15 protein-coding genes are annotated in these 15,066 nt (G+C 33.1%); 7 read left to right on the top strand and 8 right to left on the bottom strand.

The window, feature by feature from the left end:
* The 5 genes from A9G48_RS11640 to A9G48_RS06520 form a co-directional block, all read left to right on the top strand.
* Window positions 1-952 (top strand): putative type VI secretion system effector (locus tag A9G48_RS11640; RefSeq protein WP_065575975.1); only part of this gene is annotated, 952 nt, incomplete at its 5' end.
* 19 nt (window positions 953-971) lie between these two features.
* Entirely contained in the window at window positions 972-1,919 is a 948-nt protein-coding gene (locus A9G48_RS06505; RefSeq protein ID WP_065575976.1) for a putative type VI secretion system effector, read from the top strand.
* 19 nt (window positions 1,920-1,938) lie between these two features.
* Window positions 1,939-2,895 carry a putative type VI secretion system effector gene (locus tag A9G48_RS06510; protein WP_065575977.1) on the top strand — a complete coding sequence of 319 codons (957 nt, stop codon included), beginning with the start codon at window positions 1,939-1,941 and terminating at the stop codon, window positions 2,893-2,895.
* A complete protein-coding gene (locus tag A9G48_RS06515) occupies window positions 2,819-3,862 on the top strand; it encodes a putative type VI secretion system effector (protein WP_065575978.1) in 1,044 nt (347 codons plus the stop codon). The genes A9G48_RS06510 and A9G48_RS06515 overlap by 77 nt, the downstream gene beginning before the upstream one ends.
* A gap of 19 nt (window positions 3,863-3,881) precedes the next feature.
* Window positions 3,882-4,259 (top strand): hypothetical protein, encoded by a 378-nt coding sequence (locus A9G48_RS06520; protein ID WP_065575979.1) that lies wholly within the window; start codon window positions 3,882-3,884, stop codon window positions 4,257-4,259.
* Between the two features lie 263 nt (window positions 4,260-4,522).
* Here A9G48_RS06520 and A9G48_RS06525 read toward each other — a convergent pair whose 3' ends face one another.
* Window positions 4,523-5,248: a hypothetical protein gene (locus A9G48_RS06525; protein ID WP_065575980.1), complete on the bottom strand. Its 726-nt coding sequence runs from the start codon at window positions 5,246-5,248 to the stop codon at window positions 4,523-4,525.
* 14 nt (window positions 5,249-5,262) lie between these two features.
* The gene (locus tag A9G48_RS06530) at window positions 5,263-6,030 is read right to left on the bottom strand and encodes a hypothetical protein (protein WP_065575981.1); all 768 of its coding nucleotides are present in this window, start codon (window positions 6,028-6,030) and stop codon (window positions 5,263-5,265) included.
* 225 nt (window positions 6,031-6,255) lie between these two features.
* Between A9G48_RS06530 and A9G48_RS06535 the strand changes: the two genes are divergently transcribed.
* Complete coding sequence (locus A9G48_RS06535; protein WP_065575982.1) at window positions 6,256-7,086, top strand: MetQ/NlpA family ABC transporter substrate-binding protein; 831 nt, start codon at window positions 6,256-6,258, stop codon at window positions 7,084-7,086.
* 172 nt (window positions 7,087-7,258) lie between these two features.
* Window positions 7,259-8,194 (top strand): hypothetical protein, encoded by a 936-nt coding sequence (locus A9G48_RS06540; RefSeq protein ID WP_034945809.1) that lies wholly within the window; start codon window positions 7,259-7,261, stop codon window positions 8,192-8,194.
* Between the two features lie 334 nt (window positions 8,195-8,528).
* Here A9G48_RS06540 and A9G48_RS06545 read toward each other — a convergent pair whose 3' ends face one another.
* From A9G48_RS06545 to nikA, 6 genes are read right to left on the bottom strand one after another with little or no spacing between them, the layout of a single operon-like run.
* Window positions 8,529-9,854, bottom strand: a complete 1,326-nt coding sequence (locus A9G48_RS06545; RefSeq protein WP_065575983.1) for an MATE family efflux transporter — start codon at window positions 9,852-9,854, stop codon at window positions 8,529-8,531.
* A 2-nt stretch (window positions 9,855-9,856) separates the two neighbouring features.
* Window positions 9,857-10,636, bottom strand: coding sequence for an ABC transporter ATP-binding protein (locus A9G48_RS06550; RefSeq protein ID WP_065575984.1), 780 nt, complete (start codon window positions 10,634-10,636; stop codon window positions 9,857-9,859).
* Complete coding sequence (locus A9G48_RS06555; protein ID WP_034945802.1) at window positions 10,637-11,491, bottom strand: ABC transporter ATP-binding protein; 855 nt, start codon at window positions 11,489-11,491, stop codon at window positions 10,637-10,639.
* Window positions 11,488-12,312, bottom strand: a complete 825-nt coding sequence (gene opp1C / locus A9G48_RS06560) for a nickel/cobalt ABC transporter permease (protein WP_034946223.1) — start codon at window positions 12,310-12,312, stop codon at window positions 11,488-11,490. Before opp1C ends, A9G48_RS06555 begins: the two co-directional genes overlap by 4 nt.
* Window positions 12,313-12,314: 2 nt before the next feature.
* Complete coding sequence (gene opp1B, locus A9G48_RS06565) at window positions 12,315-13,259, bottom strand: nickel/cobalt ABC transporter permease (RefSeq protein WP_034945799.1); 945 nt, start codon at window positions 13,257-13,259, stop codon at window positions 12,315-12,317.
* Between the two features lie 23 nt (window positions 13,260-13,282).
* Window positions 13,283-14,848, bottom strand: a complete 1,566-nt coding sequence (gene nikA / locus A9G48_RS06570; RefSeq protein WP_034945796.1) for a nickel ABC transporter substrate-binding protein — start codon at window positions 14,846-14,848, stop codon at window positions 13,283-13,285.
* Window positions 14,849-15,066: the final 218 nt, after the last annotated feature.

The raw sequence follows: 15,066 nt of genomic DNA on the forward strand, positions 1-15,066 counted from the left end.
GATTATGCCTTACGCAAAATATGATGGTAACGACCCCATCTATAAAGATAAAGAACATTTATTAAAAAAAACCGGCATCAGTATTACCGATCCAATCCTGCCGCCCAAAAATTTGGTTAAATTAACTGGCACCCTATCCGAATTTAAAGGTCTATTTTGCTATGCGCCACTTGCTGATGGCGCTTATTTAAGTGATGAGCAAAAACAAAAACAGCAAAATCAACTTAGAAAAGGAGCAGCTCTTGCCACTTTAAATGGTAATAGCATCGCTGCATTAGCCGGCTTAGGGCATGCTAATGGTAATGACCGTAGTGATGAGGTATATGCCCAGTATATTACTGCCAAACTAAATGACACCATCACGTTAAAAGGTTGGCTCGGTTTTTATAAATTTCATGATGGTGATCAGGTCGAGGTGGTCGCCGAAAAGCATGAAGACCATTACGAAGTGTACGCCATGCTCAAACCCAGTGAACAAATTATCTCACTGATCCCTTTATGTTTTGCGGGGCGTAATCAAGCTTTAAAAGACTATTTTTTCCCTATGTTTATCTTTTATGTTATTTGTGTGCTATTAATGAACTACTTTTTTCTTGATTTTTCGTTGGAAAATCTGACCATTGGTTTTAGTACATTAGGGGTAATATTCGGGGCAGCTTGCTTAATGGTAAATAAAAATTCAATTGCAACACATATCAAACTTGCTGAGCGCATTTTTACCGTGTTGGGCTGGCAAGATGTTAAAAATATCAATTTAGTTAAAATAAGTAAGCAATATATTGCTAAATTAATTGCCCAAGAAAAATATGTAGAAAAGTATAATAATAAAACTGATCAATATATTAGACCGCCCAAATCTGGCGAAGGCTGGTTCTTTTTTTACTACGATCCTGAGGTATTATGCAAAAAAGGCAAGCCACCCTTACGGGTTAAAAATAAAAAAAGAAAATAAGTTCATAAGGAATTCGATTATGCCTTACGCAAAATATGATGGTAACGACCCCATCTATAACGACAAAGAGCAGTTATTAAAAAAAACCGGCATCAGTATTACCGATCCAATCCTGCCGCCCAAAAATTTGGTTAAATTAACCGGCACCCTATCCGAATTTAAAGGTCTATTTTGCTATGCGCCACTTGCTGATGGCGCTTATTTAAGTGATGAACAAAAACAAAAACAGCAAAATCAGCTTAGAAAGGGCGCACTACTTGCCACCTTAAACGGTAATAGCATTGCCGCATTAGCTGGCTTGGGGCATGCTAATGGTAATGACCGTAGTAATGAGGTAGATGCTCAGTATATCACTGCCAAATTAAATGACACCATCACGTTAAAAGGCTGGATCGGTTTTTATAAATTTAATGATGGCGATCAGGTCGAGGTAGTCGCTGAAAAGCATGAAGACCATTACGAAGTGTACGCCATGCTCAAACCCAGTGAACAAATTATTTCACTTGTCCCGCTATGTTTTGCGGGGCGTAACCAAGCCTTCAAACACTATCGTTTACCTATGTTTTTCTTTTATGTTATTTGCGTGCTATTAATGAACTACTTTTTTTTGGATTTTAGTTTAGAAAATTTAACCATTGGTTTTGGTACATTAGGGGTAATGTTAGGGGCAGCTTTTTTTATGGTTTACAAAAATTCCCTTGCCACGCATGTTACGCTCGCTGAGCGCATTTTTACTGTGTTAGGCTGGCAAGATGTCAAAAATATCAATTTAGGCAAAATAAGTAAGCAATATATTGCTAAATTAATTACCCAAGGGAAATATGCAAAAGAATACAATAATAAAACAGATCCACATATTAGACCCCCAAAATCAGGAGATGGCTGGTATCTTTTTTACTACGATCCTGAGGTATTATGCAAAAAAGGCAAGCCACCCTTACGGGTTAAAAATAAAAAAAGAAAATAAGTTCATAAGGAATTCGATTATGCCTTACGCAAAATATGATGGTAACGACCCCATCTATAAAGATAAAGAACATTTATTAAAAAAAACCGGCATCAGTATTACCGATCCAATCCTGCCGCCCAAAAATTTGGTTAAATTAACCGGCACCTTATCCGAATTTAAAGGTCTATTTTGCTATGCGCCACTTGCTGATGGCGCTTATTTAAGTGATGAGCAAAAACAAAAACAGCAAAATCAGCTTAGAAAGGGCGCAGTGCTTGCCACTTTAAATGGTAATAGCATTGCCGCATTAGCTGGCTTAGGCCATGCTAATGGTAACGACCGTAGTAATCTATTTGCGGCACAATATATTACCGCTAAATTAAATGACACCATCACGTTAAAAGGTTGGATCGGTTTTTATAAATTTCATGATGGTGATCAGGTTGAAGTAATCGCCGAAAAACACGACGACCATTACGAAGTGTACGCCATGCTTAAGCCCAGTGAACAAATTATCTCACTGAGCCCTTTATCTTTTGCAGGGCGTAATCAGGCCTTAAGGTACAATTATTTCCCCATGTTTATCTTTTATGTTATCTGCGTGCTATTAATGAACTACTTTTTTCTTGATTTTTCGTTGGAAAATCTAATCATTGGTTTTGGTACATTAGGGATAATCTTCGGGTTAGCTGTTTTTAATGTATATAAAAATTCAATCGCTACTCATATCACGCTGGCGGAACAAATTTTTACCACGTTAGGATGGAAAGATGTCACCAATATTAATTTAGCAAAAATAAGTAAACAACATGTAGTTAAATTAATTGAACAAGGTAAATATTCACTAGATTGGAACCATGATATCGACCGTTTTATTAGACCGTTTAAAGCAGGGGATGGATGGGGTTTTTATTATTATGACCCAGATATTTTATGTAAAAAATCCAGCTCCCCCTTATCGGTTAAAAAAAGAAATAGAAAAAATAAAAAATAGTATGTTAGAGAATATTATTATGCCTTACGCAAAATATGATGGTAACGACCCCATCTATAACGACAAAGAGCAGTTATTAAAAAAAACCGGCATCAGTATTACCGATCCAATCCTGCCGCCCAAAAATTTGGTTAAATTAACTGGCACCCTATCCGAATTTAAAGGTCTATTTTGCTATGCGCCACTTGCTGATGGCGCTTATTTAAGTGATGAGCAAAAACAAAAACAGCAAAATCAACTTAGAAAAGGAGCAGCTCTTGCCACTTTAAATGGTAATAGCATCGCTGCATTAGCCGGCTTGGGGCATGCCAATGGTAATGACCGTAGTAATGAGGTAGATGCTCAGTATATCACTGCCAAATTAAATGACACCATCACGTTAAAAGGCTGGATCGGTTATTATAAATTTAATGATGGTGATCAGGTCGAGGTAGTCGCTGAAAAGCATGAAGACCATTACGAAGTGTACGCCATGCTCAAACCCAGTGAACAAATTATCTCACTTGTCCCGCTATGTTTTGCGGGGCATAAACAAGCATTTAAACAATATCGTTTACCTATGTTTATCTTTTATGTTATTTGCGTGCTATTAATGAACTACTTTTTCCTCGATTTTAGTTTAGAAAATCTGACCATTGGTTTTGGCACATTAGGAGTAATGTTCGGAATAACTAACTTAATGGTAAATAAAACTTCAACAGCTACACATGTAAAACTTGCTGAGCGCATTTTTACCGTGTTGGGCTGGCAAGATGTTAAAAATATCAATTTAGTTAAAATAAGTAAGCAATATATTGCTAAATTAATTGCCCAAGAAAAATATGTAGAAAAGTATAATAATAAGACTGATCAATATATTAGACCGCCTAAATCAGGTGCTGGTTGGTTCTTTTTTTATTACGATCCTGATGTGTTATGCAAAAAAGGCAAGCCACCCTTACGGGTTAAAAATAAAAAAAGAAAATAAGTTCATAAGGAATTCGATTATGCCTTACGCAAAATATGATGGTAACGACCCCATCTATAAAGATAAAGAAAATTTATTAAAAAAAACCGGCATCAGTATTACCGATCCAATCCTGCCGCCCAAAAATTTGGTTAAATTAACTGGCACCCTATCCGAATTTAAAGGTCTATTTTGCTATGCGCCACTTGCTGATGGCGCTTATTTAAGTGATGAGCAAAAACAAAAACAGCAAAATCAACTTAGAAAAGGAGCAGCTCTTGCCACTTTAAATGGTAATAGCATCGCTGCATTAGCCGGCTTAGGGCATGCTAATGGTAATGACCGTAGTAATTATTTAGATGCTCAATATATTACTGCCAAATTGAATGATACTAAAATATGCGATGATAAATATTGACAGCTTTAAAGAAATAATTGATAAGCCAATATTAGCATCATCACTGGTCGCATGTTAATCCAGTATGAAAGAAAATGGTATGCTGATGAAGCATTAAGCAAATGCAACGAAGTTGATGAGCTGTTTGACGAAAAGAGGCAATAGAAAAAAGACATGATTGAAGTAGGTTTAGATCAGCTCGGTGTTAGCTGCCTTATCAGTGGGACTTTGCTATGAAAAAAGTGAACGAAGCATAATCAACATTATTATTGTAATGCTTATCATTAGTAGTCAATTTCTCGTAAATTAAAGTAAGTATAATTTTCACCTAGCTTTAAACAGTAAGCTTTAGTCCAATCGCCATTTTCATTATAGTCATAGAAAGTGCATTTTTTAGTTTCTAATGGTTTTGCTTTCGTATCATCAAAAACTTTAATCATAATTTTACTTAATTGATTGTTATTATTATATAAAAAATATTTTTCTTCCGTTAAGCTATAAGAATTTATTGAAGTTATATTGAGTGTGAATTGATTGACTATTTTGGTAATATTCCCTTTATCATAAAAAATATGACTAATCGTGGTTGGATTGGAAATACGTTCTATTTTTATTATCCGATATTGTTCATCATACGTTACTATCCATGATATTTTCTTTTCAGCATCTTCGACCTTATGAATATTTTTATTTTCATCTTGTTCTATATTCAGATCCAAATTGAATTTATTATTAATAAAAAACTGGCTTTTATTGGTTTCATAGTTGTTATCGATTTTTACATGATTAACGTCGACAGAGGTAATAAATCCATTAGTATCTGATTGATAACTCTGTTGCTCGCTACCAATAATTTTTTGCTGTTTGATCGGTTTTGAATAAGGTATATTCAAAGCATTTCCAAATAACAAGTAATTGTTAGTGATTTGGGTTTTATTTATTTTTTCTTTTTTTTCCTGACAGCCAGACAAAATTATCGATAAACAGCATATGGCAAGAATCCTTTTCATCTTTATATTCCTTCTTATTGATAATATTCAATACTACGTAAAATAAAGCGTTTTGTTTCTTTTTTAGGAGTTAAACAATATAACTTAGTCCAGTCACCATATTGATTGTGGTCGTCAAAAATACATGTTAATTGTTCATCAGGTATTGTTTGATTTTGGTCATCAGTGTTAAATTTTCCATCTTTTGCTATAAAAGAAGATTCGATTGTTTTAATTAATTGATTTTCTGAGTTATAAAAATACTGTTTTTTATTGAGATAATACGGAATAGATTGTTGTCCATCAATTTTATTAAAGATCTGATATTCATTGGTTTGCATTAAATTATTTTCGTAGGAAAGTTGATTAACAAAAGTATAATGACTTCCACCAATAACTGAATTTTCAATTTTTATAATTCTACCTTGATCATCATAAGTGGGTTTGACCACATTATTACCAAATGAATCTTCGATTGTTAGGATATTTTGTTTATCATCAAAATTGATTTTATATTTTGAATTTTTTTGAGAATCAATCATATAATTGTCTTTTTTAAAGTCAATATAGACTTTTTTATCGTTTAAACGGTAAAACGTAATTAAACCATTGGGGATGGTTTCAATTATACCTGAGTAAGTACCTTCAATTTTTTGTTTTTTAATTATTTTTGAAAAAGGAGCCAACTCAAATTGACCATTAGTAATATAGTTGTTGACTATTATTTTAGAATCTAACTGGTTGTTATTACAACCGAATAAGGTTAAAACTACAGTAAATAAGGTAATTTTTTTAACTTCCATCTTATTTATTGGTTTACTTTTTCATTTGATATTAGTTTTGTATTTAACCACAAATAGAGCTGATATTAAACAGAAATTTCATATATCTTAATCGAATATCAATATAAGCTTTATGTATTTTTACCCTCTGTAATACTGACTTATAATCATAACAAGTAAAATTAAAATAAAAGAATAGTTTTACTAATACTATATTAGTAATAAATTGATATGGAAGGAGTAATAATGAAAAAGTCTTTATATTTATCTATTTTAATCTTTGCAGGATTATGTTTATTTGGATGTGATAAAAAAAACAATAAAGGTATTACAAATAACCTTGAAAAGAAGGAAATAATTGTTGGATTACCGCCAAGTATGCACAATATCTTAATGGAGCGTGTGGTAAAACCTGAATTAGAAAAAAAAGGATATACCGTAGTATTGGTTAATTTTAGCTCGTTAAGAGATTCTAATACCGCTCTTGTTGAAGGGAGTATTGATTTAAATGCGGCTCAGCATCAAGCCTATCTTAATGTGTATAATAAAGAAACCAATAATGACTTAGTTCCACTAGTTCATATTCCTTCTATTTCAGCCGCTTTATTTTCACAAACACACCACACAATTAATGATGTTTCATCAGAGCAAATAATTGCTATTCCTAATGACCCTTCAAATACGGCAAGAGCTTTAATATTACTGCAAAAATTAAATTGGATAAAACTAAAATCAGACGTTCAAGAAGGTAATGTGACTTTAAACGATATTGTTGAAAATAAATACCATTTAAAGTTTAAAACATTATTATCTGAAATTATTCCTCGGATCCTTGGTGAGGTTGATTATGCGATAATGCCTGGTGGTGTAGCATGGTTAAGTAAAGTCCCAGTAGATAATCTTATAGTGCAAGAAGAATTATCACCTGATTTAGAATTAATGGTAGTCATAAAAAAAGAAAATCTCAATTCGCAATGGGCTAAAGATGTAAAACAATTATACCAATCAGATGTGTTAAAAAAATTCATAAAGGAGGATCCACAAGCAAAAGGTAGATTTATTTGGCCACAGCAATAAATTTTTAACACCTTAAATACCTGAGTAAATAGCTAGGATGTTTAAGGTTGAAAATCATTTTTTATAGCAAGTTGAAAACAGATATAGTACATAAAAAACAGTTACTTATTTTTAATCTTTAATTGTTTGTGCTATAATTTTTACGCTTTCAATTTTTATAACAAATGATGTGATGAAACTAATAAAACATTCTCTGCTGCTAGTTTGCAGTTTTTCTTTAGTTGGGTGTTTTAACTCTGAACCACTATTGACTAGTACCGTTGAACGTTGGATCGATAATCCTACCATTAACGAAATAAAAGTAGTTATTGATGGAACAGAGTTAATTATTCCTGCTAAATCAGGCGTTAATTATACATTTAGCTATGGTAAACATACCTTATCTTATAATAACGAATCATTAAATTTTATTGCTAAACCTTCAATATTTAATAATACTGGCTTAATTAATCCAACACAAAGTAATTATTTCTTGTATACCACTTTATATACGACTTCAGACGGTGCTGATGAAATCTATAATAAGTTGATTTCTAAATATATGAACTTTGTTTCAATTATTGTTGACGGTGAAAAAAGAAGAATAGAAATGCCCGTTAAAGTGATTAATGATGTGTTTATTGAACGGCGCACTAACTTTTGGGACTACTCAGTTGATGAACCACTGCCAAATAGTGTGACCATGCACCGAAAAGGTCAGTACCGATCACAAAAAGTAAAGTTATACCGTGAAAATAGCTTTATAGAAACGTTAAAGTCAGCAGGTGTTACTGAAGAGATAAGCTTTCCTTATCAACCTAGAAACTTTAGTGAGTTGAAAAAATATAGCATTTCTAATCTTGATATAAATAGCATTAAATGCCCAGCAGGTCGGGATCACATGAAAAAGCATTTACAAGATTGGCATCAATTATTTTCATTTACTGGAAAGGACTTTGCTATTGCCTATAAAAAATTGATATCAGATGAAACTGTTCAACAAAATTATGCATCACTAAATGAATGTGCTGGGGAAAAAGGTATTGAACAAGCTTATCAAAATGTAATGAAAAGTATTGAAAAAATGACTAACGACACCAAGCAAATTAATTTTTATATAACTGATTAATTAATATAAAAATCGACGCCGTATCATAAGTTACTTAACTTTTATCGTTGTGTTTAGCTGTCATTTAATGGCAGCTATGACTTTGGTGGCAGTTGCTGTTAAACAGCATCAAAAGACATAAGCACCCCCGTCCTTAAATTATAAGATTATTAAAAATGACCGGTTAATGATACTAGTCATTTTGTTAAATCATAAGCCATTTGTTTGCTGTAAGTATGATTTGTTAAGGTCATCAATTAGTCTTAAGCATATTTAATGCTGCACAATGAGTAATGCTAGTAACGGGAAAATAAAAAATACATGCCAAACTCATTCAATATTTACCGAGCAATACTTAAAGTGTGACATAGTTTTTCGATTTTTTAATCCAAATGACTAAAAATAGGGTTCGCCCAAAACTAAATAAAATATAAGAAAGCCATAATCCATTATTTCCCCATATTGGTACACAGATATATTGTGATATCAGCCATAAAATTAAGGCAAGAATCATAGAATCACGAATAGAAGAAGTGTAGCTGATCCCAGAAAAAACGCCATAATAGATAAGACCACCAGCAACCACAACAGGGAAGATAGTAAGCCAATATTGATATTGCAAACAGATAGTGATAATTTCGGTTTGATTGGTTAATAATTTAATAATTGTTGTATCAAATCCAAACCATAAAGCAATTAATATTAAAGGACAAATAATACAAGCTTGTAGTGACCAATGTAAGGTTTGATTATATAACTTAATATCTTTAGTACCTTTCGCCTTACCACTAAATACACTTGAAGCATTGGCAAAGCCGTCAAATAAATAAGCCATCAAATAATGAATTTGAAACAAGACGGCATTAGCAGCTAATACTTCCGTGTTAAAACTCGAACCAATCGAGATAAAATGGTTAGTAACGATTAATAAGCAAATGGTACGAATCATTAAGTTGGTATTAACTAAAATCACTCCTTTCAATGATTGCCAAGATAGTATCGATTTTAAATCAGTTTGTTGATTGGATTTTGGTAAATTACGATAAATAAACCAAATGCCTAACAAAGTACAAATTACTTGAGCAATTAGTGTTGCAAAGGCAACGCCTTGAACATTCCAATGAAATCCCCAAACAAAAATTACTGCCATAATAATATTAAGCAGATTAATTAATACTTGTAGAAATAGCACAGCCTTTACTTTAGACATTCCCATTAACCAACCAACTAAAACATAGTTGATAAGCACAAAAGGCGCCCCCCAAATTAGGATACAGAAATATATATTGGCATAATGCTTTACTTCTTCATTGGGGTTGATAACGTTCATAGAGGCAGTAAAGATCACTTGCTGAAAAATGATAAAAATAACACCTAAAAATATTGCTATAAACAAAGGGCGGATTAAGGATGATCGCAATAGTAGTGGGTCGTCTAATGCTTGTGCGGCAAAACCAGTGGTACTGACTCGTAAAAAGCCGAAAAGCCAATAAATAGTGTTAAAAATAACAGCGCCAACAGCAATGCCGGCAATAAAGGCGGGATTGGGTAAATGCCCGACCAACGCAGTATCAACCACACCAAGTAATGGTGTTGTAATAGTTGAAATGATAAACGGAATAACTAGCGCTAAGTAATCTTTAAAACGATATTGTTTATTAATGGTAGATTGAGTTGTCATATTTAAAAACTTAAAATAGATTCAAGAAGTTGTTTAGAATAAGCATTATTGACCTGATTTAAATTAGCTATCTTATTAACATGTTCCACAATTTGACCTTGATAAAAGAAGATCACTCGATTACAAAGATAAGTGATAGTTGTTAAATCATGGGTAATAAAAATGGCTGTTAAATTTAACTGTTTTTGCAAATCAACTAACAACGATAGAATTTGGGCTTGGACAGAGATGTCAAGAGAACTTACAGCTTCGTCAAATAAGATAAATTTAGGTGAGCAGGCAATTGCCCGTGCAATGCAGATGCGTTGTAATTGACCTCCACTCACTTCGTGAGGAAAACGATGATAAAATGACTCATTTAATCCGACTTGTTCTAATAGCTCAATTATTCGCTTCTTTCGTTGAATAACCGTCAATTTTTGATAAATATCTATAGGTTCAGCGACAATTTCAGCGATAGTAAAATAAGGATTAACCGAAGCATTATAATCTTGAAAAACGGCGCTAATTTCCCGTCGCATTGGGGATTTTCGCCATGCTCGTTGTCCTATATCTTGCCCATTAAAATAAATTTTGCCACTATCGGGCTTTTCAAGACCTAAAATTAGCTTACCAAGAGTGCTTTTACCACTTCCGCTTTCTCCTACAATACCTAAACATTCGCCTTGGTATAAAGACAAAGAAACATCTTTAATAATCGGCGTTTTTTTGCGGTTAAATAAACCTTGATTAGGTTGTAAAAAGGATTTTTTGAGATTATTAATTTGTAATAACGGTGTCATTTAGATTGTCTCCAATCTATTTGGGTGGATAACGGCGTTAAATTTGGCTAATAACTGTTTACGAGTATCAATTAAGTAACGTGTGTAATCGTTTTTAGAATGATAAAAAATATGATCGCAACGACCTTGTTCTACAATACATCCTTGATTCATTACAATAATATGATCGGCAATATGGTGAATAACACCTAAATCATGCGAGATAAATATCATTGCTGTTTTCGATTGTTGTTTGATATTTTTTAATAATTGCAGAATATGAAGTTGACTAATAGAATCTAACGCTGTGGTTGGTTCATCGGCAATAATTAATTCAGGTTCAAGCATCAATGCAATTCCGATCATGATTCTCTGTAACATGCCGCCACTTAACTGATGTGGGTATTTGTTAAAGATTTGTTTTGGATGATTAAGACCAATGTCGGCAATCATAGTTAATGTTTTTTCAATAGCTTGTTTTTTAGTAATTGTCAGATGTGCCAATAACGTTTCAACCACTTGATTGCCAATACAATAAAGTGGATCAAAAGCATTCATTGGATGCTGTAGTATAGCCGAAATAGCATTACCACGAATATGGCGTAATGTGTCATGATTTTGTTTTAATAAATCACCATTTAATTGTAACGCTATTTTAGATTGTTTAGGGGTAAATAAAATTTCCCCTTTAACCGAAAAGTAGGGCTCTAATAAACCGATAATGGCTTTACTGGTTAAACTTTTACCGCAACCACTTTCACCTACAATACCTAAACATTGATGATGCTCAAGACAAAAGGAGATATCGTTAAGCAGTGTTTTGCCATTATCCAGTGTTACGGTAAGATTCTTAACCTCAAGTAATTTATTACTCATGCTGTTTTTTCCTTAGGATCAAGAATGTCACGTAAACAGTCGCCAAGCATATTAAACGCGGAAACTATAATTAATATTGCAATTCCAGGATAAACCATTTGCATAGGATGCTGCATCATAACGTTTTTTGCTTCACTAAGCATCAGTCCCCATTCTGCTGTTGGTGCTTGTATGCCAAGCCCTATGAAAGATAGAGCAGAAATATTCAATATTACCCAACCAGTATCTAATGTGGCTAATACAACCAGTTCTGACATTACATTTGGCAATAAATGGCGACAAATAATAAAAGAATGCGGAGCGCCAATTGCTTGGGAAAATAAAATATAGTTTTTACGGCTATACTTGATTACCGAGCTGCGTATCATACGGCTATACCAAGCCCATTTAACCACAATATTGGCAATAATAACGTTTTCAATACCTACGCCAAGTACACCAACAATAGCCAGAATCATCACTTGGCTAGGGAAAGAAAGCATGATATCGCATAAACGCATAATACATTCGTCAAATTTACCCCGTTTATAGCCTGATATTAAACCAATTGTTGCACCAATAACAATAGTAATAATCATGGTTAATAATGATAAAAATAATGTGGAGCGAATGCCATAAAGTAGTCTTGAAAAAATATCACGACCAAGATGATCACAACCTAACCAATGTTGAGCCGACATCGGGGCGTATTTACGAACAATACGCACTTTATTAGGATCAAATGGTGCAATATAGGGGGCTAATATACCTAATATAATGATAGTTGCAATGATAATTAAACAACATAGTGCAGTTTTATTTTTACAAACCTGCTTAAGCATATTCATGACAAACCACCATTATCACGTAAACGAGGATCTAGTAAATGATGAATAACATCGACAATAAAATTACACACCACAAATAATATTGCCATAATTAAAATATAAGCTTGAATAACCGGATAATCTCGATTCATGATAGCTGCAATGCATAAACGACCAAGCCCTGGCCATGAAAAGATATATTCAACGACAAATGAACCAGCAATTAATTGCGGAATTGTCATACCTAATGCGGTAATAGTGGTATGTAAGGAATTTACTAATACATGTTTAATAATAATTGTGTGTTCTTTTAACCCTCGACTACGTGCATAAAAAACGGAGTAGTTACGCATGTTTTCTAGCATGTTATTACGAATAAAACGAATATAGGTTGAAATATAAACGAATGATAACGTTAAAGTCGGTAGAATTAGATTCTGCCATGTGCCATATCCATTTGTTGGCAGCAAATCTAAATAATTAGCAAAAAACCAGATAAATAAAAGTCCAAGCCAGTAGCTTGGCATAGCCGTGCCTAAAAAAATTATAATACGTAAAATTTGATCAAAAACTGAATTAGCAAAAATGGCGCATAAAACACCTAAGATCAGACTAATAATCAATGTAAAAATGAATGAAGAGAATGCTAAAAGAATTGTTGGTTGTAAACTTCGAATGATCTCATCTAATACTAACCTATCTCGATGTACAAAAGAACGACCAAAATCAAGTTGAAAAACGTTATATAACCAACTGAAATAACGGTTCCAAAATGGTTCATTTAAACCTAACTCTAGGCGCATACTTTCAATAGCATCAGGCGTGGGCATGATTTCATTTAAACGTAGGGCTACTTCAGCAGGATCAGAAGGGGCTAAATTAATGAGTAAAAAAGCAATAAATGAGATACCGATAATAATCGGTATCATCATGATTAAACGTTTAAAAATATAATTTAACATTATTACTAGCTAATACAAATAAATTAAAAATGCATTTTCTCAAATGGAATGTCAAACTGTGAAGGAGCAAACTCAATACCTTTTAGTGATTTAATAGCTATAGCTCGGTTGCGTTCATAAGTTAACGGAATATAAACGGCTTGATTATGCAAGGTTTCAAGCACATAACGGTAAAGATCTTGGCGTTCTTTTTCGTTAGTTGAAATTAATGCTTTACTAATGCTTGCATCAATTTGAGCTTTTTCTTTCAAACCTTGTTGTGCCATATAATCACCATATACCGGTAATTTCATGCCAGACATAAAAGATTGTGGGTCATAAGGCATTCCCCAAGAAATATCAAACACCATATCAAAATCCCCCGCTTTTTGGCGATCACGATAGCCTTGTTCTTCTTCACCATGAATATTAAGTTTTAAACCAACTTGCTCAAACTCATCTTGCATGTATTGTGCAATGGTTTTTTGAGACGCAGTATTGCTATCATAATAAAGAGTAATTTCAAATGGTTTGCCTTCTTTTTGGCGGTAAATTTGACCTTTTTGTTTTAGCCAGCCCGCTTTATCAAGCAGCTCTTCGGCTAATTTAGTATTATATTTGTAAGGTTTTAATCCAATATTTGCATAAGGAATATTAGTAGCCATTAATGTATCAGCTGGTGCTTCACTACTATTAAATATACCTTCAGAAATATCTTTTTTATTGATGATATGTTCGATTGCTCGGCGCACATTGGTATCGCTTAGTTCTGGTCGAGTAGTATTCATTAATACCATACGGCTTGATACCGGTTTTGACATCAACGCTTGAAATTTATTCATTGTTGAAAAGCGTTCAAATGAATCGGCATCTACCATATTTTTACCGTAAATTAAATCAATTTCACCTTTTTCAAGTGCCATCAAACGGCTTTGATTGTCAGCAATTACTTTCATGGTAACGGTTTTCAGTTTCGGTTGTTCACCCCAATAGTTAGGATTAGCGTTAAAAACAGCATACTGATCCTTTTTATGTTCACTTAACACATAAGGACCGGTACCAATATAAGATTTTACGCCATTTTTTGTTTCACCATTAATCATTGAATTTGGTGAAATAAAGCGCATTGGTCTGGTTACTGCAATTTCAATCAAAAACGGGTAGTAAGGCTTTGATAGGTTAACTTGAAGCGTATAATCATCAATGGCTTTCACTTCTGTAATTAGGCGTACCATTTCAAGCCAAGTATGACGAACTTTATTAGAAAGAACGGCATCCCAATTAAGTTTTGCAGTGTAAGCATTAAACTTTACACCATCACTAAAACTGACGTCTTTACGTAATTTAAATGTGTAGGTTTTGCCTTGATTGGTGATAGTCCAGCTTTCAGCTAACCAAGGCGAGAATGTCCCATCCTCGTTATAATGGACTAATGATTCATAAAGCATGTTTTGTGCCCACATTTCGCCAGAATAAAGGTGAGGGTTTAAATCCCGTATGTCGCGGAAGTTAGCAAATGTGATATCATCTTTGGCAAAACAATTAAAACCAAAAATCAATAACAATAAAGTAATTAATAAATTTTTAAAACGGTAAAAATTAAACAGCATTTGCAAATCCATAAAAACAGTTGTTATAAGGACAAGAATACTAGCATAATCATAAATGATAATAAATATCATTTCTATTATTGTTGTAAGAAAAATATTAAAAATCAGTATGTTTTACTTTCACTTAATTCAATTGGGTAAAATATCGCACTGTTTATTAATATTTTACTTATACTCGAATAAAAAATTATGAAACAAAATAGATCATCAATTCAATA

This window comes from Gilliamella sp. wkB18, from assembly GCF_001690875.1.
Classification (GTDB): domain Bacteria; phylum Pseudomonadota; class Gammaproteobacteria; order Enterobacterales; family Orbaceae; genus Gilliamella; species Gilliamella apicola_A.

Excerpts from the sequence above, each read along its gene's own strand:
- A9G48_RS06520 (WP_065575979.1), top strand. The coding sequence starts at position 3,882 with ATGCCTTACGCAAAATATGATGGTAACGACCCCATCTATAAAGATAAA.
- A9G48_RS06505 (WP_065575976.1), top strand. The coding sequence starts at position 972 with ATGCCTTACGCAAAATATGATGGTAACGACCCCATCTATAACGACAAA.
- opp1B (WP_034945799.1), bottom strand. The coding sequence starts at position 13,259 with ATGTTAAATTATATTTTTAAACGTTTAATCATGATGATACCGATTATT.
- A9G48_RS06530 (WP_065575981.1), bottom strand. The coding sequence starts at position 6,030 with ATGGAAGTTAAAAAAATTACCTTATTTACTGTAGTTTTAACCTTATTC.
- opp1C (WP_034946223.1), bottom strand. The coding sequence starts at position 12,312 with ATGCTTAAGCAGGTTTGTAAAAATAAAACTGCACTATGTTGTTTAATT.
- nikA (WP_034945796.1), bottom strand. The coding sequence starts at position 14,848 with ATGCTGTTTAATTTTTACCGTTTTAAAAATTTATTAATTACTTTATTG.
- A9G48_RS06525 (WP_065575980.1), bottom strand. The coding sequence starts at position 5,248 with ATGAAAAGGATTCTTGCCATATGCTGTTTATCGATAATTTTGTCTGGC.
- A9G48_RS06555 (WP_034945802.1), bottom strand. The coding sequence starts at position 11,491 with ATGAGTAATAAATTACTTGAGGTTAAGAATCTTACCGTAACACTGGAT.
- A9G48_RS06515 (WP_065575978.1), top strand. The coding sequence starts at position 2,819 with ATGACCCAGATATTTTATGTAAAAAATCCAGCTCCCCCTTATCGGTTA.
- A9G48_RS06535 (WP_065575982.1), top strand. The coding sequence starts at position 6,256 with ATGAAAAAGTCTTTATATTTATCTATTTTAATCTTTGCAGGATTATGT.
- A9G48_RS06540 (WP_034945809.1), top strand. The coding sequence starts at position 7,259 with ATGAAACTAATAAAACATTCTCTGCTGCTAGTTTGCAGTTTTTCTTTA.
- A9G48_RS06510 (WP_065575977.1), top strand. The coding sequence starts at position 1,939 with ATGCCTTACGCAAAATATGATGGTAACGACCCCATCTATAAAGATAAA.
- A9G48_RS06545 (WP_065575983.1), bottom strand. The coding sequence starts at position 9,854 with ATGACAACTCAATCTACCATTAATAAACAATATCGTTTTAAAGATTAC.
- A9G48_RS06550 (WP_065575984.1), bottom strand. The coding sequence starts at position 10,636 with ATGACACCGTTATTACAAATTAATAATCTCAAAAAATCCTTTTTACAA.